The 20,183-nt window shown below is 58.6% G+C and carries 23 protein-coding genes and 1 pseudogene; 9 read left to right on the forward strand and 15 right to left on the reverse strand.

The window, feature by feature from the left end; translation table 11 throughout:
• Positions 1 to 12: 12 nt before the first annotated feature.
• A complete protein-coding gene (locus KIH45_RS00145; protein ID WP_213173999.1) occupies positions 13 to 444 on the reverse strand; it encodes a CBS domain-containing protein in 432 nt (143 codons plus the stop codon).
• 42 nt (positions 445 to 486) lie between these two features.
• Positions 487 to 903, reverse strand: coding sequence for a PRC-barrel domain-containing protein (locus KIH45_RS00150; RefSeq protein ID WP_213174000.1), 417 nt, complete (start codon positions 901 to 903; stop codon positions 487 to 489).
• A gap of 232 nt (positions 904 to 1,135) precedes the next feature.
• Here KIH45_RS00150 and KIH45_RS00155 point away from each other — a divergent pair, with 232 nt between their 5' ends.
• Positions 1,136 to 1,369 carry a hypothetical protein gene (locus KIH45_RS00155; protein ID WP_213174001.1) on the forward strand — a complete coding sequence of 78 codons (234 nt, stop codon included), beginning with the start codon at positions 1,136 to 1,138 and terminating at the stop codon, positions 1,367 to 1,369.
• 84 nt (positions 1,370 to 1,453) lie between these two features.
• Here KIH45_RS00155 and KIH45_RS00160 read toward each other — a convergent pair whose 3' ends face one another.
• From KIH45_RS00160 to KIH45_RS00175, 4 genes and pseudogenes are all read right to left on the reverse strand, one after another.
• Positions 1,454 to 1,726 carry a hypothetical protein gene (locus tag KIH45_RS00160; protein ID WP_213174002.1) on the reverse strand — a complete coding sequence of 91 codons (273 nt, stop codon included), beginning with the start codon at positions 1,724 to 1,726 and terminating at the stop codon, positions 1,454 to 1,456.
• A gap of 290 nt (positions 1,727 to 2,016) precedes the next feature.
• Positions 2,017 to 3,209, reverse strand: a protein-coding gene (locus tag KIH45_RS00165; RefSeq protein WP_213174003.1) for an IS3 family transposase whose coding sequence is annotated in 2 segments (ribosomal slippage) — positions 2,017 to 2,951 and positions 2,951 to 3,209 — 1,194 coding nt in all. Because the reading frame shifts where the segments join, the coding sequence is not laid out codon by codon here.
• Positions 3,210 to 3,771: 562 nt separating this feature from the next.
• Positions 3,772 to 3,915: pseudogene (locus KIH45_RS00170) on the reverse strand (IS3 family transposase); the annotation flags it as partial.
• Positions 3,863 to 4,213 (reverse strand): site-specific integrase, encoded by a 351-nt coding sequence (locus KIH45_RS00175; protein ID WP_213174004.1) that lies wholly within the window; start codon positions 4,211 to 4,213, stop codon positions 3,863 to 3,865. The pseudogene KIH45_RS00170 and the gene KIH45_RS00175, both read right to left, overlap by 53 nt.
• Before the next feature lie 135 nt (positions 4,214 to 4,348).
• Here KIH45_RS00175 and KIH45_RS00180 point away from each other — a divergent pair, with 135 nt between their 5' ends.
• Together KIH45_RS00180 and KIH45_RS00185 are read left to right on the forward strand one after the other, a co-directional pair.
• A complete protein-coding gene (locus KIH45_RS00180; protein ID WP_213174005.1) occupies positions 4,349 to 4,639 on the forward strand; it encodes a type II toxin-antitoxin system RelE/ParE family toxin in 291 nt (96 codons plus the stop codon).
• The gene (locus KIH45_RS00185) at positions 4,629 to 4,931 is read left to right on the forward strand and encodes a HigA family addiction module antitoxin (protein WP_213174006.1); all 303 of its coding nucleotides are present in this window, start codon (positions 4,629 to 4,631) and stop codon (positions 4,929 to 4,931) included. The genes KIH45_RS00180 and KIH45_RS00185 overlap by 11 nt, the downstream gene beginning before the upstream one ends.
• 109 nt (positions 4,932 to 5,040) lie before the next feature.
• On the opposite strand, the gene KIH45_RS00190 is transcribed toward KIH45_RS00185, so the two are convergent.
• Complete coding sequence (locus KIH45_RS00190; protein WP_213174007.1) at positions 5,041 to 5,940, reverse strand: tetratricopeptide repeat protein; 900 nt, start codon at positions 5,938 to 5,940, stop codon at positions 5,041 to 5,043.
• Between the two features lie 182 nt (positions 5,941 to 6,122).
• On the opposite strand from KIH45_RS00190, the gene KIH45_RS00195 reads away from it, so the two are divergent.
• The 3 genes from KIH45_RS00195 to KIH45_RS00205 all read left to right on the forward strand — a co-directional run bounded on the left by KIH45_RS00195 (position 6,123) and on the right by KIH45_RS00205 (position 8,411).
• Positions 6,123 to 7,076, forward strand: a complete 954-nt coding sequence (locus KIH45_RS00195; RefSeq protein ID WP_213174008.1) for a hypothetical protein — start codon at positions 6,123 to 6,125, stop codon at positions 7,074 to 7,076.
• A gap of 256 nt (positions 7,077 to 7,332) precedes the next feature.
• A complete protein-coding gene (locus KIH45_RS00200; RefSeq protein ID WP_213174009.1) occupies positions 7,333 to 7,779 on the forward strand; it encodes a hypothetical protein in 447 nt (148 codons plus the stop codon).
• A 38-nt stretch (positions 7,780 to 7,817) separates the two neighbouring features.
• Positions 7,818 to 8,411 carry a hypothetical protein gene (locus KIH45_RS00205; protein WP_213174010.1) on the forward strand — a complete coding sequence of 198 codons (594 nt, stop codon included), beginning with the start codon at positions 7,818 to 7,820 and terminating at the stop codon, positions 8,409 to 8,411.
• 917 nt (positions 8,412 to 9,328) lie between these two features.
• Here the strand turns inward: KIH45_RS00205 and KIH45_RS00210 are convergent.
• From KIH45_RS00210 to KIH45_RS00240, 7 genes are all read right to left on the reverse strand, one after another.
• Positions 9,329 to 10,933, reverse strand: a complete 1,605-nt coding sequence (locus KIH45_RS00210; protein WP_213174011.1) for an AMP-binding protein — start codon at positions 10,931 to 10,933, stop codon at positions 9,329 to 9,331.
• Positions 10,926 to 11,657 (reverse strand): lipoyl protein ligase domain-containing protein, encoded by a 732-nt coding sequence (locus tag KIH45_RS00215; protein WP_213174012.1) that lies wholly within the window; start codon positions 11,655 to 11,657, stop codon positions 10,926 to 10,928. The genes KIH45_RS00210 and KIH45_RS00215 overlap by 8 nt, the downstream gene beginning before the upstream one ends.
• A gap of 5 nt (positions 11,658 to 11,662) precedes the next feature.
• Positions 11,663 to 11,893 carry a lipoyl domain-containing protein gene (locus KIH45_RS00220; protein ID WP_213174013.1) on the reverse strand — a complete coding sequence of 77 codons (231 nt, stop codon included), beginning with the start codon at positions 11,891 to 11,893 and terminating at the stop codon, positions 11,663 to 11,665.
• Entirely contained in the window at positions 11,890 to 12,918 is a 1,029-nt protein-coding gene (locus tag KIH45_RS00225) for an alpha-ketoacid dehydrogenase subunit beta (protein ID WP_213174014.1), read from the reverse strand. The genes KIH45_RS00220 and KIH45_RS00225 overlap by 4 nt, the downstream gene beginning before the upstream one ends.
• Positions 12,915 to 13,916 (reverse strand): thiamine pyrophosphate-dependent dehydrogenase E1 component subunit alpha, encoded by a 1,002-nt coding sequence (locus tag KIH45_RS00230; RefSeq protein ID WP_213174015.1) that lies wholly within the window; start codon positions 13,914 to 13,916, stop codon positions 12,915 to 12,917. The genes KIH45_RS00225 and KIH45_RS00230 overlap by 4 nt, the downstream gene beginning before the upstream one ends.
• Positions 13,913 to 14,668, reverse strand: a complete 756-nt coding sequence (locus KIH45_RS00235; RefSeq protein ID WP_213174016.1) for an SDR family NAD(P)-dependent oxidoreductase — start codon at positions 14,666 to 14,668, stop codon at positions 13,913 to 13,915. The genes KIH45_RS00230 and KIH45_RS00235 overlap by 4 nt, the downstream gene beginning before the upstream one ends.
• Before the next feature lie 130 nt (positions 14,669 to 14,798).
• Positions 14,799 to 15,764 carry a helix-turn-helix domain-containing protein gene (locus KIH45_RS00240; protein WP_213174017.1) on the reverse strand — a complete coding sequence of 322 codons (966 nt, stop codon included), beginning with the start codon at positions 15,762 to 15,764 and terminating at the stop codon, positions 14,799 to 14,801.
• A 253-nt stretch (positions 15,765 to 16,017) separates the two neighbouring features.
• On the opposite strand from KIH45_RS00240, the gene KIH45_RS00245 reads away from it, so the two are divergent.
• The 3 genes from KIH45_RS00245 to KIH45_RS00255 all read left to right on the forward strand — a co-directional run bounded on the left by KIH45_RS00245 (position 16,018) and on the right by KIH45_RS00255 (position 19,343).
• Complete coding sequence (locus KIH45_RS00245) at positions 16,018 to 18,246, forward strand: TonB-dependent receptor (protein WP_213174018.1); 2,229 nt, start codon at positions 16,018 to 16,020, stop codon at positions 18,244 to 18,246.
• A gap of 28 nt (positions 18,247 to 18,274) precedes the next feature.
• Positions 18,275 to 18,682: a 2,4'-dihydroxyacetophenone dioxygenase family protein gene (locus KIH45_RS00250; protein WP_213174019.1), complete on the forward strand. Its 408-nt coding sequence runs from the start codon at positions 18,275 to 18,277 to the stop codon at positions 18,680 to 18,682.
• 250 nt (positions 18,683 to 18,932) lie between these two features.
• Entirely contained in the window at positions 18,933 to 19,343 is a 411-nt protein-coding gene (locus KIH45_RS00255; protein WP_213174020.1) for a hypothetical protein, read from the forward strand.
• Positions 19,344 to 19,425: 82 nt separating this feature from the next.
• On the opposite strand, the gene KIH45_RS00260 is transcribed toward KIH45_RS00255, so the two are convergent.
• On the reverse strand, positions 19,426 to 20,058 hold the full coding sequence (locus KIH45_RS00260) for a tyrosine-type recombinase/integrase (protein WP_213174021.1): 633 nt from the start codon (positions 20,056 to 20,058) through the stop codon (positions 19,426 to 19,428).
• Positions 20,059 to 20,183: the final 125 nt, after the last annotated feature.

A 20,183-nucleotide genomic window follows, 5' to 3' on the forward strand; every position in this document is an offset into this window, starting at 1 on the left:
CTCGCATTTAATTCACATCTCCTGTGAGTGGAGTTTGCTCGGCTTTGTTATGCCGTGCAGCGCTTCCGTTACGGTGATTGTACGTTCATCGTTCAGATCGCTAAGCGAAATGATGCCGACCAGGTTCTTGTCGGCATCCACGACCGGCAGTCGACGAATTTGCTTATCGGCCAGATTGCGTAGGACGCTATCCACCTCATCGTCTTCATGACAATAAAGCAACTCCTTGCTCATCGCATCGGACACCGTGGTCGTAGGATCATTTCGGTTCCCGACGACGCGAATGGCAATGTCCCGGTCAGTGATCATACCAACCAGTTTTTTGCCATCGGTAACGGGCAGGGCTCCTACGTCATTATGTCCCATTTTCATGGCCGCGCCTGCCACGTCTTCAATAGGCGAAACCATGATGACCGGACGAGACATGCAGTCTTTGACGAGCATAGTACTGCTCCTTCATTTTTAATTTCTGGTTAGATCGTCGGCTCAATAAGGGACGCCCCAATAACCGTAGATGTGCGCACCGAAGGCTCGGTCCCACATCGGCGTCTTGCCTTCCTGAATGTATGGCGCATCCTTCAGGACATCTTCTTCGGCGGAAATTACGTAGCCGTTCTGCTCTGTGTCGTAATCGAGCACGTCCCACGGAACGGGCCGCAGTTCTTTTCCAAGACCTAGAAAGCCGCCGAAGCTAAGGACTGCGTATTCCACGCGCCCGTTGCGTTTCCCGACCATGAAGTGATGCACTTGGCCGAGCTTCGTTCCGTCCGGACGGTATACATTCGTCCCTTCGACACGATTTGACGCGATCAGGTCATGGCCTTCGTCGCGTTTGAAAAGTGTTCTCTCAGTCTGGGAGTAGGATCCCGTCGGTTGATTTGAATCTTGAATGGTATCGACCATCTTTCCCTCCTGTGAAGGTTGTGATGGCGGATGCTCCAGATTAGCCGGGCCGTTGCCCCTTGCGACAGCGACGGCAGCATCTGCGCCATCGGTACATCGAAATGACGAGCGAGCGCGCACGATGTTCCGAGAAAGTCGCGTCATCCGATGAATTGCACTGAGTATGCGACGCAAGGAACGCGACCCAAGGTCATCCATTAGAAATATGAGGACGCAACTTTTGGAGGAGAATATGTCCATCACCTACATTAGCATAATCGCAGCGATCGGCTTTGTTGCCGCCCTTTCAGCCGGCATATGGCTTTTCCTGCATTTGACCAGTGTGGCGAGCGCCTTCGCAGGCAATGCAGACCTGGTGGAGGCTAGGAAACGTCCACGTCACTCGAAAGCTAAAGTACTCGCCAGTGTCATCATAATGATCGCAGGTGCGGTGGGCTGCGTGGTTCTGGCCCTTACCAGCATGTAGCAAATGGCTGAGCCGCGAGAAGCTTTAGGCGGTTTGCACTCTGTTTGAGCCCGTTCTGACCAAATAATCAAAGGCAGGAAACAATCAGCCGAGCTTCCAAACGCCTTGAGCATCCTCTTCCTCTTTCAGAGTACAGAGAAACTGGCCGTCTTCCCAAAGCTCGGCACGTTTGCCGGTCACAACCGGAGCCAATCTTTCCAGTGCCGTTGCAGTGTCAGCGGCTTCGAACGTGATGGTCTCATAGCAGCCCGTGCCATCATCAAAGAGTTCCGCGCGGTATCTATGCATTGCTCTATCATCCTTCCCGGCGTTCGGCAGGCGCGCTGGATGCACCGCCGCGGCGCCGGCATCAATCATACCACACATCGGAAAGGATCTGACGCAGGGCGTACACGCCAAAGAAAACGAGCTGCGCGAGATTCTGCCGCTACGAAGCACCAATGTCGCAATCCTTGTAGACTTCGAGTTCATCGTCAGCGCCAAGCAGAACCAAAAATATTTGAACCACGGGCAGACCATTACTGCAGGCATCGCTGAGAACATGACGAGGGTCGGGACAGCGAGCCGTCCCACCAGGAATGCATGAGAGCAATCAGGGGCACGATGGTATAGATAACAGCATCGGCTCAGACGACTGGCCTGCCCCATCAGGGTGGTCCACCGGATAAGTTAGAGTTCCGACGAACATGGTCGTCCTGATGGACTGACCGGAGCGCAGCGTAGGTCAGGCCGGCAGGACGAGGCAAGATCGTTTCTGGGGCTGGCGGCTGGTAGCCGAGCGAGCTGTGCGGACGCAGCGTGTTGTAATGCTGTCGCCAGCGTTCGATGAGGATGGTTGCCTCCCTCAGCGTGTAGAAGATCTCCCCGTTCAACAGCTCGTCCCTGAGCTTGCCGTTGAAGGACTCGTTGTAGCCGTTCTCCCATGGCGATCCGGGCTCGATGTAGAGCGTCTTCACGCCGATCCTGCCCAGCCAGTCGCGGACGGCATTGGCGGTAAACTCCGCGCCATTGTCCGATCTGATATGATCGGGTGGACCATGACGCTGGAACAAGTCCGTCAGGACGGCCAGCACATCGTCGCTCCTGAGCTTGCGCTGGACATGGATCGCGAGGCATTCCCGACTGTGCTCGTCGATCACCGTGAGCATGCGGAAGGCCTTTCCGTCATGGGTGCGGTCAGCCACGAAGTCATAGCTCCAGACATGGCCACGATATTGCGGACGTAGCCGCACGCACGATCCGTCATTGAACCACAGTCGTCCCCACTTTGGCTGTTTCTGCGGCACCTTGAGCCCCTCGCGACGCCAGATGCGTTCGACCCGTTTGGCATTCACGACCCAGCCGTCATTGCGCAGAAGGGCCGTGATCCGTCGGTAGCCGTATCGGCCGTACTGCTCAGCCAGATTGATGATCGCTGCTGTCAGCGGCTTCTCATCGGCACGTGGCTTGGCCGGCTTCCTCTGGGGCGAACGATGCTGGCCAACCACCCGGCAGGCACGGCGTTGGGATACGCCAATGACTTCCTGCACATGGTCGATGGCCAGCCTGCGTCGCGAAGGGCTCAGTATTTTCCCTCGACAACCTCCTTCAGGATCAAGGCGTCGAGCGTCAGGTCGGACACCGCCTTGCGCAACCGCTGGTTCTCCTTCTCCGGATCCTTGAGCCGCTTCGCCTGGCTGGTTTTCAGCCCGCCATATTCACGCCGCCAGCGGTAATAGCTCTGTTCGGATATCCCCAGTAATCGGGCGATCGAGCCGATCTTCTCCCCTTGCGAAAGCCGAACTTCGGCTTCGCGCAGCATCCCGATGATCTGTTCCGGCGTGTATCTCTTCCGTGCCATTCAAAGCTCCTTCCAAGCTTAAAATAGCCAAAATCCTAACTCTCAAAATGGACCACTTTTCCGGGGGAGGGCCAGTGCTCAGCGTGAGCTTTCGACGCCGCTCTTTACATTCTTTCACGGTGTACGTCCCCGATGGTCAGAAGATTGCTCCTCGCTACATTTTCTAAATGTAGAGCACTCCAAGTTTGAAGCTTGCAGTCCAAACGCAGGCATTGCCGAAGCGATCATCGATGCCCGTATCTGTCCAAGCGTTCGGAATTATGGCGCCTAGCTGATTGGCCAGAACGTTAGCGAAAATGTCCGCTATCCCGGATTGCGATACAGAAGGAAGCTTTTCCGGAGTGACCGCAATTGCTGCCGCGCAGCGATGATCAGTTCGATGTCCCCTTTTCGGGAGTTTGGCGAGAGAAGGCGAACGACTGAGTTTGGGACGCATTGCCGACTGAAACTGGGCCGTAAGGAGACGGTCTGGTTTCGGCGATGAAATGGTAGACGCTGCTGTTCGGGTTGCGATCCCGATTGCGGACGGGTGACGTGACCCCGAGCTTTCCTCCAGCTGGGATTAGAGCCTGGCGGTTGTTTTGCGCATGAGCGCGGTTGAAGCAATGGGCTGTGTAGTGGAGCCCGTAGGGCGTAGCGAAGCAGGCCATTGCTTATCCAGTTCGGCGGCGAATGCCGCCGGGGTTGCGTAGTCGAGAGAGGAGTGTCGCACGAACATCAGCGGTCAGCTCGAATTGGACCGGACGATTGGTTTTCTGCTGAATGACGATTGCGCGGGTACGGATGTCGGCCCCCGCAACGACGTCACCGATCTTGATCTTGACCAGATCGCAGCCGCGAAGCTTGCTGTCGATGGCGAGATCGAACAGGGCTTTGTCGCGCAGTCGACCTTCGCGATCGAGGTGGAAGCGGATCGACCAAATCTGCTTCTGTGTTAGCGGACGCTTTGTGCCTACATTTTTGCCTGCGTTCCAAGGCAGCTCGGCGCTGCATGGCCGGGTCATATCGTGAGTATCCCATTGTCATTCTCCATGGCCGTAATTGGCCGAGGCAGATCAGACGCCCGCCAAATGAAAAACCCACCCGCAATGTGTCGCGCGACACTTGACATTTTGCGGGCTTGAGACTATCCAGGTTGCATGGAAATCGAGAGTATCAGGCACAAAGGCCTGCGGCGTTTCTTCGAAACCGGCAATGCCAAGGGCCTGGTCGGCGATGTGAACCGACTACGAAAGATGCTCGCCTTCATCGATGCGGCCGAAAGCCTGGACGAACTATCGGCTCCGCCGAATTTCGGGCTGCATGAACTGACTGGAGACCGCAAGGGCACCTGGTCGATGACCGTAACACGCAATTGGCGCATGACATTCGGTATGAATGAAGAAGGCGCACTGATCGATATGGATCTGGAGGATTATCATGGCACTTAAGATGCACCCCTCGCTTGCCGTCAATGTGGGTGACTGGCTGAAGAGCGAGATCGTGGAACCTGCCGGGGTCAGCGTCACTGCCCTTGCTGAACACTTTGGTGTCTCGCGGCAGGCGCTGAGTACATTGCTCAATGGCAATGCCAGCCTTTCAGCGGATATGGCGATCCGGTTCGAGAAGGCCTTCGGCGTCAAGGCCGATACACTGCTACGGATGCAGACTTCCTACGAGCTTGCCCAGGCCCGCGAACATGAAGGCGAGATCAAGGTCGAGAAGTTCGCAAAGGCTGCGTGAGCGGCTTCTGGGCCGCTTGCGGACTGGCCGCTTTCAGCGCGACAACAAAGCAAACAGCCATTCAGCTGACGCCTAGATATAAAGGTCGCTTCGCCGCGCGACGAGTTCGTTACCGACCGTAGGGACAGCTATCTCGATCGCCCAGCTTGCAGGCGCGAGCATAGAACTCCTTTACCCGCCCATGATCGATCGGAACGCCCAAACCCTTTCCTACTGCATAAGCGGCTCCGCGGCAGGCATAGGTCTCACCCGCGGCGCATTGCTGCGCAGCCATTTCCGTAGCCTCCCTACGTTCTTTCATCGTACCGAGGCTGTGCTCAACCATAGTATACGTCAGGTTGCTGCACGCCCATCCTTTACCACCGCGGCAGGCAATCCGATTGAATTCAGTCCCGCGCAGCACGTCAACGGCAGTTCCTGTGCCATCAGTGAAGAAGACGCCGAGGTTTAGGCAATATTGGGGATCGCCCCGACCCGATGCACAGGCAGTCTCAGTCAGACGGAAACCGAGCGCCTTGTCTTCGTTCACGCCGCGGCCCGAGACGTAAAACACTCCAAGGTTGCCGCACGCGTTTCTGTTACCGAAGCGACATGCCCAGCGATAATCCAGAGCCGCTGCGACGTAATCCTCACTGGCTGCATGGCTGCGTGCCTGTTCGAAGATCGCGGCGTTTATGCTGACGGAAAGGCCGTCCATCTGTTTCCATAATGCCTCGCTCGAGGGGAGACTGCGCGCCTTCTCCAACGCAAGACCGGCGCGCACGTACTCTTTCATTTTGAACAGAGAATACGCGCGCATGATGCCGATAAGCGCGGTGTCGCGCCCCAGTGATTGCCGCGATTGTTCGGCAAGGCGAAGGGCCTCGGCATATTCGCCATCGTTTAGCGCGGCTTCGCTTGCGAAAAACAGTTCGCGCGCTCGGTTTTCCTGCGCAGCAGCTGGCTGGCACCAAATGCCGAATATCGCGATAGTTGCCGCCAGAAGGCGTTTTACGTACCCCATCCACATTCTCTGTAGACTGGCGAAACTTAGTTTAGAGATCAAGGCCTACCGGGGGCAAACTTGCACACTTTGATTAGTTCCGTTACACTATTCATTCTTAATTGCGCTGTGATTACTGGGGGCAGCACATGCGGCGTCAACTAGCACTTGCCATTGCCATTGCCACGTCGGCAACACCAGTCGCTTTGTTGGCCCAAGACGATGGGCTGTTCCGCACGCATACCCGGGTCGTTCCGACAGGCAAGGACGATATGTGGAGCGGAAGCACCGAACTTCCTGAGGCGCGCATCCGGCATCTCGTGCAAACGACCCTAGTCGACAGCGAGGGCCTTCCTCGCGATGCCAGTTCAGGCGACACGCTTCGGTTCTCGCCTCACCTCCAACGCGCGCTGAACGGTCTCAAGGTGCGAATGCACTATCGTAATACGAGCGGCGATACCTCGAACATCGCGTTAGATGTCGCTAACACCTATGACCTCTCGCTCATCTCTAGGGGCGGATCCGGCGTGACGCTGGTGGTGCGGGGCAATGGTTGGGAGTATTCGTTTCCCTATCTCACGCCTACGTCTATTGCGCTCAGAGATGCAAATCGCGTCCAACAAGTGGAACTCAACCATGCCGCCGCCGCCCGGCGTTCGGCAAGCAGCAGGAGTTCTTCACGCTATACCGCGAACAACACGCGCCGTCCTTCCCCTGTCCCTGAGACCGCACAAGTGGCGCGGCCCGGACTCGTTTACGACCCGTCACGAGGAAACAGTTTGTCGAACGCCTCGCGCAGTAACTCGCGCGCGAACAACGTCTACAACGACTATCGCGCCGACAGGGCTCGTCGCGAAGCAGCGGCGCGGTACAACAGCCCTGAAGCGATCCACGAACGGTGGCGAAATTCAGTAGCTGGATCGCGCTACCTCGCGGAGCGGGCGAGAGAACGTGCCTCGTCAAGCCGAAACATCGATATGTCGGTAGAAGGCATCTGGATCGACCCCGCCTCGGAACTGCCCGCAAATTCTAATTTTGTAGAGCCTGCAACTCCATTCGAGATAGCGAAATCGGATCCTAATTCCAACTGGGTCCGACCTGATTGGTGCCCGGCGCCCGACTCGCCGTCGCCAGCCGGTTCGGTAATCATCGAAGGTTGCTGATTAGTACCTGCGAACAACGGTGGTCCAGACGACGCCTGCGGGCATTTTCGCGGTTTTCTTCAGGTAGACCCGGTTGCCGACAATTTTGCCCATGTCATAATGCAAGAGGAAGTAGTGCATGTTGTCGTGCCGTCTGACTTTGTCAGCTTGATCCGGCGGTCTCTGACCTCTTCGACAGAACCGTATAGACTTCTCCGCGGCAATCCCGATACTTGTCCGAGTGTTGTATTGGCTTATCAGGATGGTGGCGCGGCTCTTGGGTAGTCTCCCCGATACGATTGAATTGGAGGGCATCGGCGAATTGCAGCGCGATTCCAGCCGCCCAAACTGCTACGTCGCGCAAGCTCCGTTCGAGGAGCGGACGATCAACCTCATCATTCATGACGAGCAGATCACCCGCGTCAAGGTCGATGCGGCGGCAGGTCATTTCCGGAAAATGCAGGACGTGCCCGATCTCGTGCGCGACATCGCCTGTGACATGGCGGGTGAAGGGCTGTTTGCGAAGTGGCTGTTCGAATGGGGCGGGGACGAGACGACGTCGCTCTACGAATGGAAGCAGGGGCTTGCCATCGACCGTATCTGGGTCATGGCCGATGGCCGCACGATGGTGGATTTCGCGTGGGGGCAGCCCTTTGCAGACCACCGCGTCACGGTTTCGGGGCAGGCCCCGGCCAATCTGAAAGAGGCCTATCTTTCGGTCTGACGGGCCGGGACTCTCGAGGACGAATGGAGGGAAGCGCGATGAAGCAGGCGATGACAGCACTGGTCGCAACTGTGGCGCTGGCCCTGGTGCCTGTTCCCGCTGCGGCACAAGATGCGCGGTTGGCCCAAATTGCTGACGAGACGAATTGGGAGAACCTATCGCGCGAACTCTGCGTGGTCGCGGATGCGTATTTCGGCTACAATGAGGCGGGCGAGAAGGTGGAAGATGTTTTTCTCGATCACTTCGGTATCACGCGTAGCACACCGGACTATCGCGATCAGGTCATAGCTTTCTGGAACGCAAACAGCGAAAAGCTGATCTGTCGGAACAAATGCTCGAAAAAGCCATACGCGCGCGTTCCGCAGCACTTCATGAAGCGCGTGGTCGACCTGCGCATGGAAAACCAGATCTTCTACGAATTCCTGCTCGACGACAGCGACACCTGGCAGGTCAATGTCAACGCCATCGAGATGATCGACGGCAGGGCCGAAACGCTGCTCGACTATCTGGACGGCATCCGCGCCGATCCCAGCCGCCATCATCACTACGATCTCGACCAAATCGCCGAGTTCCGCGAATACATCGTCGAGGAATACGGCGCGAAAACTGCTCGCGAATTAGGTGCGTCATAGCGCTGAAGCAGACGTCAGAATTTCAATTAGAAACAAATGTCTTGCTTAGGGTTTTATTCGCCTGATTTAACGATAACAGCAAACACCGAAGACTGCGAAGCTTGTCATTTGAACAAGTCTGGAGAGCGCGCTAGCGAAGCCCAGATAAGCGGCGAACTAGTGTGCTAAAAGTGAGTGAAGCGGTCTTGGTCTCATGCGCCCTCGACCCGACTTTCAACAAAGTTGAGGATTTCGTCTGTCATTCACCAATGATAGGCGGCTCTTAAGCTGACCTCAACTTCAAGAGCCGTTGACCTGCCACTATAAAACCGCACCCAGACCAGTTCTTGGCTCTCAAGCAATGGCCAATTCATTAGCGACGAATTTTGACGTATTGGGGCGCGATGCGAACGACAGTGCTGATGCGAGCGGACGGCCGAGAATTGGGTGCAGTTTGCAGTCGGACGCATTCCACACAAACGCCCGCTTTCAAGACCGAATTGAGCGAGCTCAAACGACCGAACCTAGGGCGCGTAGCCGACTGACCAAATCTGGGCCGATTGCTGTCTTTCCGCTTTTGGCAAAAGCCACGTAAAAACAGACAGCAATCTCGTGATCTTACGAGATGCAATGCTGGTAGACACCTCCCAACGCTAGCCAGCGGCGTTGAATCCTGCCTATCGAATTGCATCGGAGATGCACGAAGGTCGAACGCTCGAGACTAGATACAGAAGCGCGCCGCAAGGAAAAGTAGGTGCAGCGTGATGCCGATGCTCAAGCTCTTGCGAACTAAAAAATCACGCCGTCAGATCTAGCAAAACGGAATGGGCTTTTCACCGCCGCGCACATGGTCCGGTTCAAAGTCACTTGCAGGTGCGATTAATCCTTGCCGTAGTTGCGCAAATAAAGCGGCAGTTTGGCCGAGTGACGCTGCTCGGTCAGGTGGCGCCGAAACGCTCTCGCAACGCGAAACGCTTGATCTTGCCGCTAGGGGTTAGGGGCATTTCGGCAATGAAATGGATCGAACGCGGATAGGCGTGGCGGGCGAACCGGTCCTTAACCCACTGCTGCAATTCCACGGTCGAGGGCGTGTCCGAGGTATCCGTGAGGACGACGCAGGCCTCGAGACGTTCCCCCATGACTTCGTCCGGAACGCCAAAAGCGGCAGAGGCGGCGACTTTCGGGTGGTCGTTTAACACGCTTTCGACTTCCTGCGGGCCGATGCGATAACCCGCCATCAGCACAATGTCGTCGTCGCGGGCATAGAAAGTGATGAGGCCGTCCGCCTCCATGCGGGCCGCATCGCCGGTGAGGTAAAATCGCCCACATGGCGAGAATTTTTCTTGGGTGGCATTGAGTGCGTCGAGGTAGCCTGCAAACCAAGCCAAGGGGCTATGGTCGAGGCTCATTGCCAGCTTGCCGGTTTCTCCCGAAGGAGTAGGCTCGCACTGCTCATTTAGGATTATGGCCTGCCATCCCGGCATGGTCCGCCCCATCGACCCGGCTTTCGCTTCATTGCGCAACAAAGGGTGGTGATGGTTGTTGACCATCATCCCAGCCTCGGTCTGGCCATAGTGGTCGTGGATGCGCGTTCCGAACGTTTCCAGCGCCCATGCATCAAGGTCCGCGCCAAGAGGTTCTCCGGCGCTGGATGCCTTTTTCACTTGCAGCACGCCGGATGGCTCGCAGGTTCGTAAAGCACGGTAGATAGTTGGCGCGGCCGCGAAGTTGGTTACGCCTTCTTCAGCAAGGACAGACAGCGTGCGCTGCGGATCGAAACTACCAGGTAGCAGGATGGAGCGCTGACCCAGCAGGAGCGGGGCGACTATTGCGTAGTAGAGGCCATAGGCCCAGCCCGGATCGGCCGCGCACCAGTATGTATCGTCCGGTTCGATGAAGAGCCCGAACTCGGCATAGGCGCGAATGCTGGCCAGCGCGCGCAGCGGCAGATCGACGCCTTTCGGCTTGCCGGTCGTACCCGATGTGAAGATGCGGATCATCGGCGCGGAAGCAGGAAGGCGGGCAGGAACTGGCGCAGGCGAACGATCACCGATGATTGAGGCAAGGCTGGAGAACCCACCATCACTGCCATTTACGAAAACGCTCCGCGAAAGGCTAAGTTCTGCGATGATCGCTGGGTCAAGCTTTTCAACCTGACCGGCATCGGCGATCACGGCTTTCGCCTTGCCACCTTGCAACCGGTGCGTGACTGCAGGCGTGCTGAAGGCCGTGAAAATCGGCATGACCACGGCGCCCAAACGCCAGGCCGCGACCAGCGTGGCGACCAGTTCCGGGCTCTTGCCCATCAGCACGGCCACGCAGTCGCCGTGACCGACCCCTCGCGCTGCCAACCCGCCCGCGATCGCGGACGATAACCTATCCAATCGGGCGTAGGTGATATCCTTGCCCCTGATAAAGCGAAAGGCGACATCGTGCGGATCGTGCGACGCGATCAGCAGTTCATGCAGTGATAGGTCATCGCCGTCGTACAGCGAGACGATATGAGCAAGACGATCGGCAATGGCGGTCGGAATGTCAGGCAAGGCAGGACTCCCTGTCGGTTCCGATGTCAGCGAAGGAAGGGGTGCGCACCAGTTCGCTCAGTCCGACATGGCTTAGTGCGCTGTAGTCCGGTTCGAAACCGAGAGCGCGTTCGACCTGCATGATTGCGGCGAGATCGTTGGGGATGAAATGCAGCGATATCGAGGCGTGGGCGAGAACCACCTGTCGCTTGCCACGCCGCATGACAAATGCGGCCGTGCCAGCCAGCTTTCGCCCACCGACCGCGAAATTGTGCCGCCCGTCGCAATGAGCGCCTGGAACGCTGCGAGCTTCTCCGTCAATTCTCATCGAAGCGAGAAGTCGGTCCAGTAGGTCGAGTAGCGGCCTGTAAGGCTCACCAGACGCAACATGGTCGCCGGTCAGGACAAGCGTCAGGTTCGCGACGTGCGGTCCATGCGCGACACAGCGTCCGCCGGACTTTCTGAAGACTACCGGCATTCCTGCAAGCGCAGACGCCTGTCCGATCGCGGAGCTGTGCGCATGACGGCGCGGCACGACGAGACATCGCGTGTTTCGCCAAAGCCTTACCCGATTTGTGGCGACGCTTTCGCCTAATGACAGTTGCGCCATCGCGATGTCCTCATCGACAGCAGCCTGCGGGTCGGCGGGGGCTTCGTGAATGATCGCATCAGGGGCGATGCCGAGCAGTTCCGCGCCAAGGGCTTGGAACAGCGCATTGCACCGGGTCCGGTCCTTCGCGTCCACGTTGCTTACTCGATCGTGCCGATCGCAGATCCCAGCGCGATCTCGTCGTCCTCGGCTACGTGTGTCCGTAGCGTACCTGATGCGGGTGCGGCGATCTCGTAGCTGGCCTTGTCGCGCATGACTTCGGCGACGACCGTGCCTTCGCGCACCTGCTCTCCATCGGAAAACAACCAGGTGCCTAGAACCGCAGACGAGCCGTCATCCCACAAGTCGGCGGGTACGACGATCGCGGTCATGAGCGTTCTCCGACCGACTGGCGAGCGGCGGCAAGGGTCATTTCGGCGTTCGGCAAGACGGCATGCTCCAATGCTGGCGAGAAAGGGATGGGAATGTCGGGATGCGATACCCGCTGCGGCGGCGAGGCCAAGGGGATGCCTGCCTCGGCGATGGAGGCGATGACTTCTCCGGCAAGGCCGCAGGACAGGTAATCGTCGTCAACCACGGCCACGCGCCCGGTCTTGCGGACCGAGGCAAGGATCGTTTCGCGGTCCAGCGGCGCGATCGTCCTGATGTCGATGACTTCCGCTTCGACACCGTCTTCACGCGACAGGGCATCTGCGGCGGCGAGGCAGTGGTGTACGGTGATTCCAAGGCCAACGAGCGTGATGTCGGTCCCTTCACGCACTACGCCAGCCTTGCCAATCGGCACTTCATAGTCGCTCTCGGGTACATCGGTGATTGACCCGGCAACGGTGCCTAGCCAGCCCATGCCTTGAAGCGCCTTGTGAAACATGAAGACGACCGGATTTGCGTCGCGGATCGCGGCCAGCATCAATCCCTTCGCATCGTGTGCATTGGACGGGATGACGACCTTCATGCCCGGCAAGTGCCCGAACGTGGCGTAAAGGCACTGCGAATGCTGTCCCGCATCGCCATAGCCCCCGCCGACCGATGTCATCAGCACCATCGGGCACGAAACCTGTCCGCCCGAAAAGTAGGCCTGTTTCGCGGCGAGGTTGTAGATCGCGTCCATGCACACGCCAAAGAAATCGACGAACATCAGTTCGACGACCGGGCGCATGCCGGCCCCTGCCATGCCGACCGCTGCGCCGATGAAACCGGTTTCGGAAATCGGGGTGTCGAACACGCGGTCGGTGCCGAACCGTTCGAGAAGACCGCCGGTGTTGCCGAACACGCCGCCGAGCTTTCCGATATCCTCGCCTAGTACGACGACGCTGGGATCGCGCTCCATTTCGCTGGCAAGCGCTTCGGACATGGTCTTGGCGATCGTCTGCTTGCGGATGGCAGTGGCGGTGTTCATCCCGGGGTCCTTTCGGCGAAAACGCTGGTGAATGCGCTGGCCGGATCGGGCAGGGCCGAACCGCGCGCAAAGGCGAATGCGGCATCGACTGCCTGCTGTGCGCGATTTTCGCAGGCAGCCAGTTCGGCAGCATCAAGCCCGTCGGCAAGCAGGCGTTCACGGTATCGGGGGATCGGGTCGATGGCTTTCAGCCGGTCCTTCTCACCGTCTGGGCGATAGCCCTCCTGGTCTCCCATGAAGTGCCCTTCGAGGCGGCTGGTCTCGATCTCGATCAGGCTGGGCCCTTCGCCGCGGCGTGCACGAGCAATGGCATCGCCTGCGACCTCGTAGATTGCGTCGGGATCGTTACCCGCAACGTGTATGCCGGGCATGGCATAGGCGGCGGCGCGGTCGGCATTGCGGGACAAAGCAGTACATGATGCTTTTGACACCGACACGCCATAACCGTTGTCCTCGATCACGACGATTAGCGGTGCGCGCCAGACGGATGCGAGGTTCATGACCTCGTGGAACGCGCCCTGATTGGCCGCGCCTTCGCCGATGTAGGCAACTGCCACCGCATCACTACCGCGCAGCTTCGCGGCCATCGCCGCGCCCAATGCCGGCCCCATGCCCTGAGCAATGATACCCGAACAGGCGAAGTTCACCGATGCGTCGAACAAGTGCATATGACCGCCGCGTCCGCCCGACAGCCCGGTTTCGCGCCCGAAGATCTCTGCCGCCATGCGATCAAGATCGACACCCTTGGCAATCGCGGCGTGGTGCGGGCGGTGGGTGGCCGTCACCGTATCGCCTGCGCGCAAGTGGGCGCAGACGCCAACCGCGCAAGGCTCCTGCCCGTCGGACAAATGCATTTCGCCCGGGATCGGCCCCTTGGCCATGTTGAAGCGCGGCGTTTTTCCTTCGAAATAGGCGGGCTTGATCGCGTCCTCGAATGCGCGCGATTTCACCATGTTCTCATACATCCAGAGTCGGTGCGGCTGATTGGTGATGCTCATCGCGCAATGAACCCCCCGTCGATAACGAGTTCGAGGCCGGTGACGAACTTTGCCTCGTCGCTGGCGAGATAGACCGCGCCCCAAGCGATGTCGGACGGGTCGCCGACGTCGTTCAGCGGACACATCGCGCCCATCGCTTCCATCAGGCTGTCGCCCTCGATCAGGCCTGCGGCGACCCATTTTTCGCCGGCTGCGACAAGCATTGGCGTATTGATGCAGCCCGGATGGATCGAATTGCAGCGGATCGGTGTGGCGTGTGCCGCCCATTCGACCGCCAGACTCTTTGTCAGGTGCCGCACTGCGCCTTTCGACGTGTTGTAGGCGACCTGATCGGGAAACCCGACGATGCCTGCGACAGACGATATGTTGATGACCGAGGCCCGCCCCTCGGCGCGGCGCTCCATCAGGGGCTTCGCCGTGCGGCAGCCTAGGAAGATGCCGTCGACGTTCACCGACATGACCTTGCGCCAGTCGGCCAGCGGAATGTCCTGCAATGGCTTTTCCCACTCGATACCGGCATTGTTGACGAGGATGTCCAGCTTGCCCGACCCGGCTTCTATCTCAGCGATCGCTTTTGCCCACGATGCCTCGTCCGACACGTTGAGGTGCAGGGCGTGTTCGCCGTCCATTGACTGGAGATCGCCGCGCCAAACCTCGGCACCTTCGCTTTCGAAGTGGGCGGCAATCGCCTGACCTATGCCTTGTGCCGCCCCAGTTATGAAAGCGGTCTTTCCCGCCAGCCTTGCAGCCATTGCCGCGCCCTTTCCACGAAACGTTCCGCTGTCTTGCGGAATCTGCATCATGGGTTTTTGCTTGATCGGCGGCTTTCATGCTTGTCGGCGCGGGCCTTAAAACATGACGATGGGCGAACTGCCCTGTATGTCAGCCTTGCGCTTTCGAAGCCTCGCGCCAGTCGCGGGGGCTGGATCCGAACTCTGCCCGGAAACTTCGCGAGAAGTGCGAGCTGTCTGAAAAGCCGTTCTTCATGGCGATCTGTGTGATCGACAAGACGTCGAGCCCACGCGTCTCCATGTCGATACGCGCGCGCGCAAGCCTGCGCTGTCGGATCCATTCGCAAACGGTCATGTCGAACTCGGCGAACAATCGGTGCAGATATCGCGGGCTGAAGCGGAAGGCCGAAGCGATCGTCTGCGGACCGAGGCCCGGATCGGATAGGTTTGCAATCACGTATTCCTGCACACGGGCCAACAGCGAGCGGCGGAAGGCGGTGCCCGACAGTGCTTCTGTCGTCGGGCGGAACGTCGCGGCTGCCATCTCCACCGTCGCGCGAAGCACGGCGGGTCTGTCGCGCGCATCGATGCTGTCGATCGTCGAATGCAGTTGCTTCAGGTGCGACATCAGCAGTGCACCCATGCCGCGATCGCCGCGAACCTGCATGCCGCACAAGTCCTCGATCCCCGGCAGGGCCAGCTTGGCCGTGCGGTGGGGAATCAGCAGCGAGAACTGGTGGAGCGTCGATTTCGCATCGAAAAACGCGGGGCGCGTGCTGTCCCACAACGCGATTGAACCGGGCGTCAGGTCGCACTCGTTCGCGCCCTGGGCAAGGTGGCTTTGCCCTGCTTCCAGATAGAGCAGGCAGAAATAGGGCTGGTCGCCGCGCTTTATATCGTCCGCCGTGCGGCGTCCGGCCAGCGGGTCGGCCTCTATATGCGTGAAGACGTAATCGTCGAAATGCCGCCGTACGATGGAACCGTGATACTTGTCGGCACAATCGCCCTTCAGGTCCCAGTGGAAATGCGTTCTTTCGAAGACTTCCTGAAAATTGCGGAATTGCTGCCTCCCCGGCAGCCCGCGTGTTGTCCACGTCTCGGCTTGCTGTTCCTGCATCGTGTTTTCTCCCAGTCTGACTGTAGGGGATGAAAAACACGTGCGCCAGCGGCATGAGGTGAGGGTTCTCTCTGGTCTCGAAACCCGTTCACTCCTGTACAAAAGCGTGGAGTTTGGGGGCATTTTGCCCGGTTCACGCAAATGCATTGCTTTGGTCGCTGGCGGTCAAGCAATGTCCCGGCCGGAGTTCTAGACCCAACCTGCCAACAAGCCGCGCAGGCCGACTATAACGGCCGCGTTCGCAGGGGAGAGAATGATGAAACAGACCGGCAGCGCGACGCTGAAAGCAGCCGTAGCCTTGATGTGCGCCAGTGCGTTGACAACACCTGCTTTCGCGCAAGACGATGATGCCCAGGCACAGCAGGGCGGCATCGCAGAAATCGTCGTAACGGCGCAGCGCCGCGAGCAGAGTCTTCAGGACGTGCCGATTGCAGTCTCTGCACTCGGCGGTGACCAGATTGCAGAGGCGGGACTGACCAACAGTTTGGCCATTGGCGATAATGTCCCGAACCTCGAGATCAAGACTTTCGGCGGCGTTCCGAACATCTTCATCCGCGGCGTTGGCAACAACGATTTTAATTCCTCGTCCGTCGGGCCGATCTCGATCTATCGTGACGATGTCGTCGTAGCAGCGACCGGCAGCCAGATGTTCGCGCTATTCGACGTGGACCGGATCGAGGTGCTGCGCGGGCCGCAGGGAACGCTGTTCGGCAAGAACACGACGGGCGGCGCGATCCACTACATCTCGCGCCTGCCGGACGACTATTTGGAAGGCTATGCGCGGGCGGGCTATGGCCGGTTCGACCTGTTCGAGGCTGAAGGCGCAGTGACCATGCCGCTGGACGAAGGGCTTTCGATGCGCGCATCGGGCATCGTGCGCCGCCGCGATGGCGAACGCGTGAACCTGTTCACCGGCGACAGGGCGATCGACGTGGACGAAGCGGCGGTGAGGGCGATCCTTCGCTACAATCCGCATTCCGATCTCGATATCCGCCTTTCGGGCGGCACGGGTCGCGACAGGTCAGACTACTTCCATCCCAAGCCGCTGGGCACGGCGGGCGGCGCGAACATCTTCGGCTATTCCGATCCGGCGCCCGACGACTGGTCGGTGCTGAACTTCAATGCCGACAGCCGCAACTATTCCGACAACGCCTGGGCCTCGCTCAACGTTACGATCGGGCTGGGCGGCGGACTGACGCTCAAGTCCATCACCGGATATGATGATACCGAAGTCGACAACCGCGTTGACGTCGATGGCAGCCCCGTTTCGATCGACGAGATCAAGTTCGCAACGCAGACCGAACAGTTTAGCCAAGAACTGCAACTCGCATATTCAGCCGACCGGCTCGATGCGATCGTCGGCCTTTTCTATTTCGACGAGAAGCTGGAAAGCCAGGCCGATGCTGATCTTGTTGGGGAACTGACGTTCGAACAAGGCGGGATCCCGCTGATCACCGTGGCAAGCCGCGACAACAAGAGCTACGCGATCTTTGGGCAGGCAAGCTACGAAGTGACGGACCGGCTGGGGCTGACCGTCGGCGGGCGTTACACGTGGGATGAGGTCGACGCCACCCACCGTGCGTTTCTGGTTCCGGGGTACTTCGATGACGATGTACCCAATGGGCCTGAGATTGATCTTGTGCCCTATGCCGAGCTTTCGGACACGTTCAAGGCGTTCTCGTGGCGACTGGCTGCGGACTACGACGTCACCGATGACGTGATGGCCTATGCCTCGGTCACCAAGGGGTTCAAGTCGGGCACGTTCAACATCGGCATCATCACCAGCGTGGCCGAACGCACCAAGGTCGAACCCGAGTACCTGACGTCTTATGAAATCGGAGTAAAATCGACCCTGTTCGACCGCCGCGTGCGGTTCAATGCCAGCGCGTTCTACTACGACTATACCGACCTGCAGGTGCTAAGCGTGAACCAGCAGGGCAATGGCGTGCCGACACTGGGCCTCGACAACGCGGCCGATGCGACGGTGAAAGGGCTGGAAGTCGAGATCCTTGCCGAGCCGGTCGAACCGCTTTCGCTGGGTCTCAACTTCGGCTTGCTGGACGCGACATACAAGAACTACACTTCGGGCGCGATCGATCCGGTGACCGGCCAACCTCGTGACTTTTCGGGCAATCGCCTGCCCAATGCACCGAAGTTCACGATGTCATCGTTCGCGGCCTACACGTTTCCGATTTCCTCGGATCTCGAGGCGGGTCTGCGCGCCGAGTACAACTACACCGGCAAGCGGTACTTCAACAACGGCGAGGACGAGCAGGTGTCCAGCGGTGATGGCCACGGCCTCGTCAATCTGCGTGCAAAGCTGGCCGCGCAGGACGGCGGATGGGAGCTGGCCGCATGGGCCAAGAACGTTTTCGGCGAGAAGTTTCTGATGGACGCGACTGACTTGCGCGATTTCGGGTTCATCCCGCTCTACTACGGCGAACGTCCTACCTGGGGCGTCGAGGCCATCGCGCGCTTTTGATCAGCATTATATTTTCGGGAGAACACAGATGAGCATCGATGAGTGTCTCGTGCCCAAGGAAGATCGCAAGTGGCTGCCGCTGGCCGAAGGGATCGATATCCAGGTCCTTTTCAGCAGCAACGAAACAGGGCGCTGGACAGTCCTGATCAGGGGCCAGGAAGGCGCCAGCTTTGCCCGCCACAAGCATTACGGAGCAGGCGAATACTACGTCGTCAAAGGGCGCATGGACTACCGCATGGGAAGCGCGGTGGAGGGGACCTATGGTTATGAACCGCTGGGTGCCATTCACGAGGAGACGACTTTCACCGAGTATACCGAACTGTACTTCTCGAACTTCGGACCGGTCTTGTTCCTCGATGACGACGACAACGTGATATCGATCCTGGACAACTATCTGCTGGAAAGCCTCCAAAATTCTGAACTGCTAAGAGGCTGATTCTCAAATGCCGATTGAAAGGGTCCTCTAAGGGCTTGGCTTCTTGCAAAGCCGCCGTCCGGAATGACGGAGACGAACGGCGGCTTTCGGGTTGGATTCGAGCGGACTCGAACGACCGTGATTAGGGCGCATAGCTGCGTGATGACTTAGCGCTGGGCGAATGGTAGGTTTGCTCGATCCGGCGACCGAAACCGGACAGACAGCTAACGACCCGATTGTGGACGTTGGGTTGGGCGTGTAATCGGACCGGATGAGAGACGAACTTCCCCTGCATGATGCAACCTTTGATGGCTTGGTGACGCAAGGCAACGCTTGCACCCTCTATTTTAGCAAGACCGATGGGCAAGGGTGTGAAGTTGAATTGTCCGGTGTCGATGCACTGCAAATGGATGACTTTCGCGAAGGAAATATCGTCGTCGTCTTTGCAACAACGACTGGCGAACTGATCGGGGGCACCGTGGACTTAGAGCGGCTCTATCCTTCGCCTCATCCCTCCGCCGCGAATGATTATCACGAGAAGTATGAGGCCCACCGGAGCGGGAAAGTTCAGGCCATTGCATCGGGCGATCTAACTTTTGTCGAACTGGTACCTGCGATTGGGGCCGACCTGTTGGCCACATGTGAGCGGGTGGAGATACGGCTTCATAGGAATGTCCGCTAACCACCCCAAGTCGGCCGATCAGTGGATGTGAGAGACGACCTGGAAGCGGTCGATCAGATCTGCCGAGCGACCGCTTCTTTGTCTAGATTTCAGTTCGCTCCGCCAAGAGCAAAGCGTCTTCGACGTCTACGCCCAAATAGCGCACAGTGTTTTCGATCTTCGTGTGGCCGAGCAGGATCTGGATTGCTCGGATGTTGCCCGTCGCGCGGTAAATCATCGCCGCCTTCGTCCGGCGCAACGAATGCGTACCGTATTCTGCCTTCCGCAGTCCGATCGCGGTCACCCATTCATCTACTAGGCGTGCATACTGTCGAGTGCTCATATGGCCAGCGTGGTCGATACGGCTTGGGAATAGATAATCGCCAATCGAACCACCTCGACGTTCCAGCCACGCTAGCAGTGTCGCTCGCACGTCGGCAGTCAGCTCGAATTGGACTGGACGGTTGGTCTTTTGCTGAATGATGGTGGCCCGGTTTCGAATGTCATCTCCCGCGACCACATCTCCGATCTTGATTTTTACCAAGTCGCATCCGCGAAGCTTGCTGTCGATCGCGAGGTCAAAGAGAGCCTTGTCTCTTAGTCGACCTTCGCGATCGAGGTGAAAGCGGATCGCCCAGATCTGCTTCTGGGTGAGCGGACGCTTAGTTCCGACATTCTTGCCAGCATTCCAAGCCGGACGATGCCGCGTTGCGGCATCAAAATGTGAGTATCCCATTGCATTTCTCCTCGGCCCAAATGGCCGAAGAGATAACGCTCAGAATGTCGCTGCTTGGGCCGTTTGCGGACCGTCCGCTATCGGGCGTCTGCAGGTGAAAAGCCGCCGTTCGGCTAACGGCCCAA

It is taken from the genome of Croceicoccus gelatinilyticus (assembly GCF_018398395.1).
Lineage (GTDB): Bacteria > Pseudomonadota > Alphaproteobacteria > Sphingomonadales > Sphingomonadaceae > Croceicoccus > Croceicoccus gelatinilyticus.

Bases quoted from the DNA above. Each gene is read 5' to 3' on its own strand.
- KIH45_RS00145 (WP_213173999.1), bottom strand. From the start codon at position 444: ATGCTCGTCAAAGACTGCATGTCTCGTCCGGTCATCATGGTTTCGCCT.
- KIH45_RS00150 (WP_213174000.1), bottom strand. From the start codon at position 903: ATGGTCGATACCATTCAAGATTCAAATCAACCGACGGGATCCTACTCC.
- KIH45_RS00155 (WP_213174001.1), top strand. From the start codon at position 1,136: ATGTCCATCACCTACATTAGCATAATCGCAGCGATCGGCTTTGTTGCC.
- KIH45_RS00160 (WP_213174002.1), bottom strand. From the start codon at position 1,726: ATGATTGATGCCGGCGCCGCGGCGGTGCATCCAGCGCGCCTGCCGAAC.
- KIH45_RS00175 (WP_213174004.1), bottom strand. From the start codon at position 4,213: ATGACCCGGCCATGCAGCGCCGAGCTGCCTTGGAACGCAGGCAAAAAT.
- KIH45_RS00180 (WP_213174005.1), top strand. From the start codon at position 4,349: ATGGAAATCGAGAGTATCAGGCACAAAGGCCTGCGGCGTTTCTTCGAA.
- KIH45_RS00185 (WP_213174006.1), top strand. From the start codon at position 4,629: ATGGCACTTAAGATGCACCCCTCGCTTGCCGTCAATGTGGGTGACTGG.
- KIH45_RS00190 (WP_213174007.1), bottom strand. From the start codon at position 5,940: ATGTGGATGGGGTACGTAAAACGCCTTCTGGCGGCAACTATCGCGATA.
- KIH45_RS00205 (WP_213174010.1), top strand. From the start codon at position 7,818: ATGAAGCAGGCGATGACAGCACTGGTCGCAACTGTGGCGCTGGCCCTG.
- KIH45_RS00220 (WP_213174013.1), bottom strand. From the start codon at position 11,893: ATGACCGCGATCGTCGTACCCGCCGACTTGTGGGATGACGGCTCGTCT.
- KIH45_RS00225 (WP_213174014.1), bottom strand. From the start codon at position 12,918: ATGAACACCGCCACTGCCATCCGCAAGCAGACGATCGCCAAGACCATG.
- KIH45_RS00230 (WP_213174015.1), bottom strand. From the start codon at position 13,916: ATGAGCATCACCAATCAGCCGCACCGACTCTGGATGTATGAGAACATG.
- KIH45_RS00235 (WP_213174016.1), bottom strand. From the start codon at position 14,668: ATGGCTGCAAGGCTGGCGGGAAAGACCGCTTTCATAACTGGGGCGGCA.
- KIH45_RS00240 (WP_213174017.1), bottom strand. From the start codon at position 15,764: ATGCAGGAACAGCAAGCCGAGACGTGGACAACACGCGGGCTGCCGGGG.
- KIH45_RS00245 (WP_213174018.1), top strand. From the start codon at position 16,018: ATGATGAAACAGACCGGCAGCGCGACGCTGAAAGCAGCCGTAGCCTTG.
- KIH45_RS00250 (WP_213174019.1), top strand. From the start codon at position 18,275: ATGAGCATCGATGAGTGTCTCGTGCCCAAGGAAGATCGCAAGTGGCTG.
- KIH45_RS00255 (WP_213174020.1), top strand. From the start codon at position 18,933: ATGAGAGACGAACTTCCCCTGCATGATGCAACCTTTGATGGCTTGGTG.
- KIH45_RS00260 (WP_213174021.1), bottom strand. From the start codon at position 20,058: ATGGGATACTCACATTTTGATGCCGCAACGCGGCATCGTCCGGCTTGG.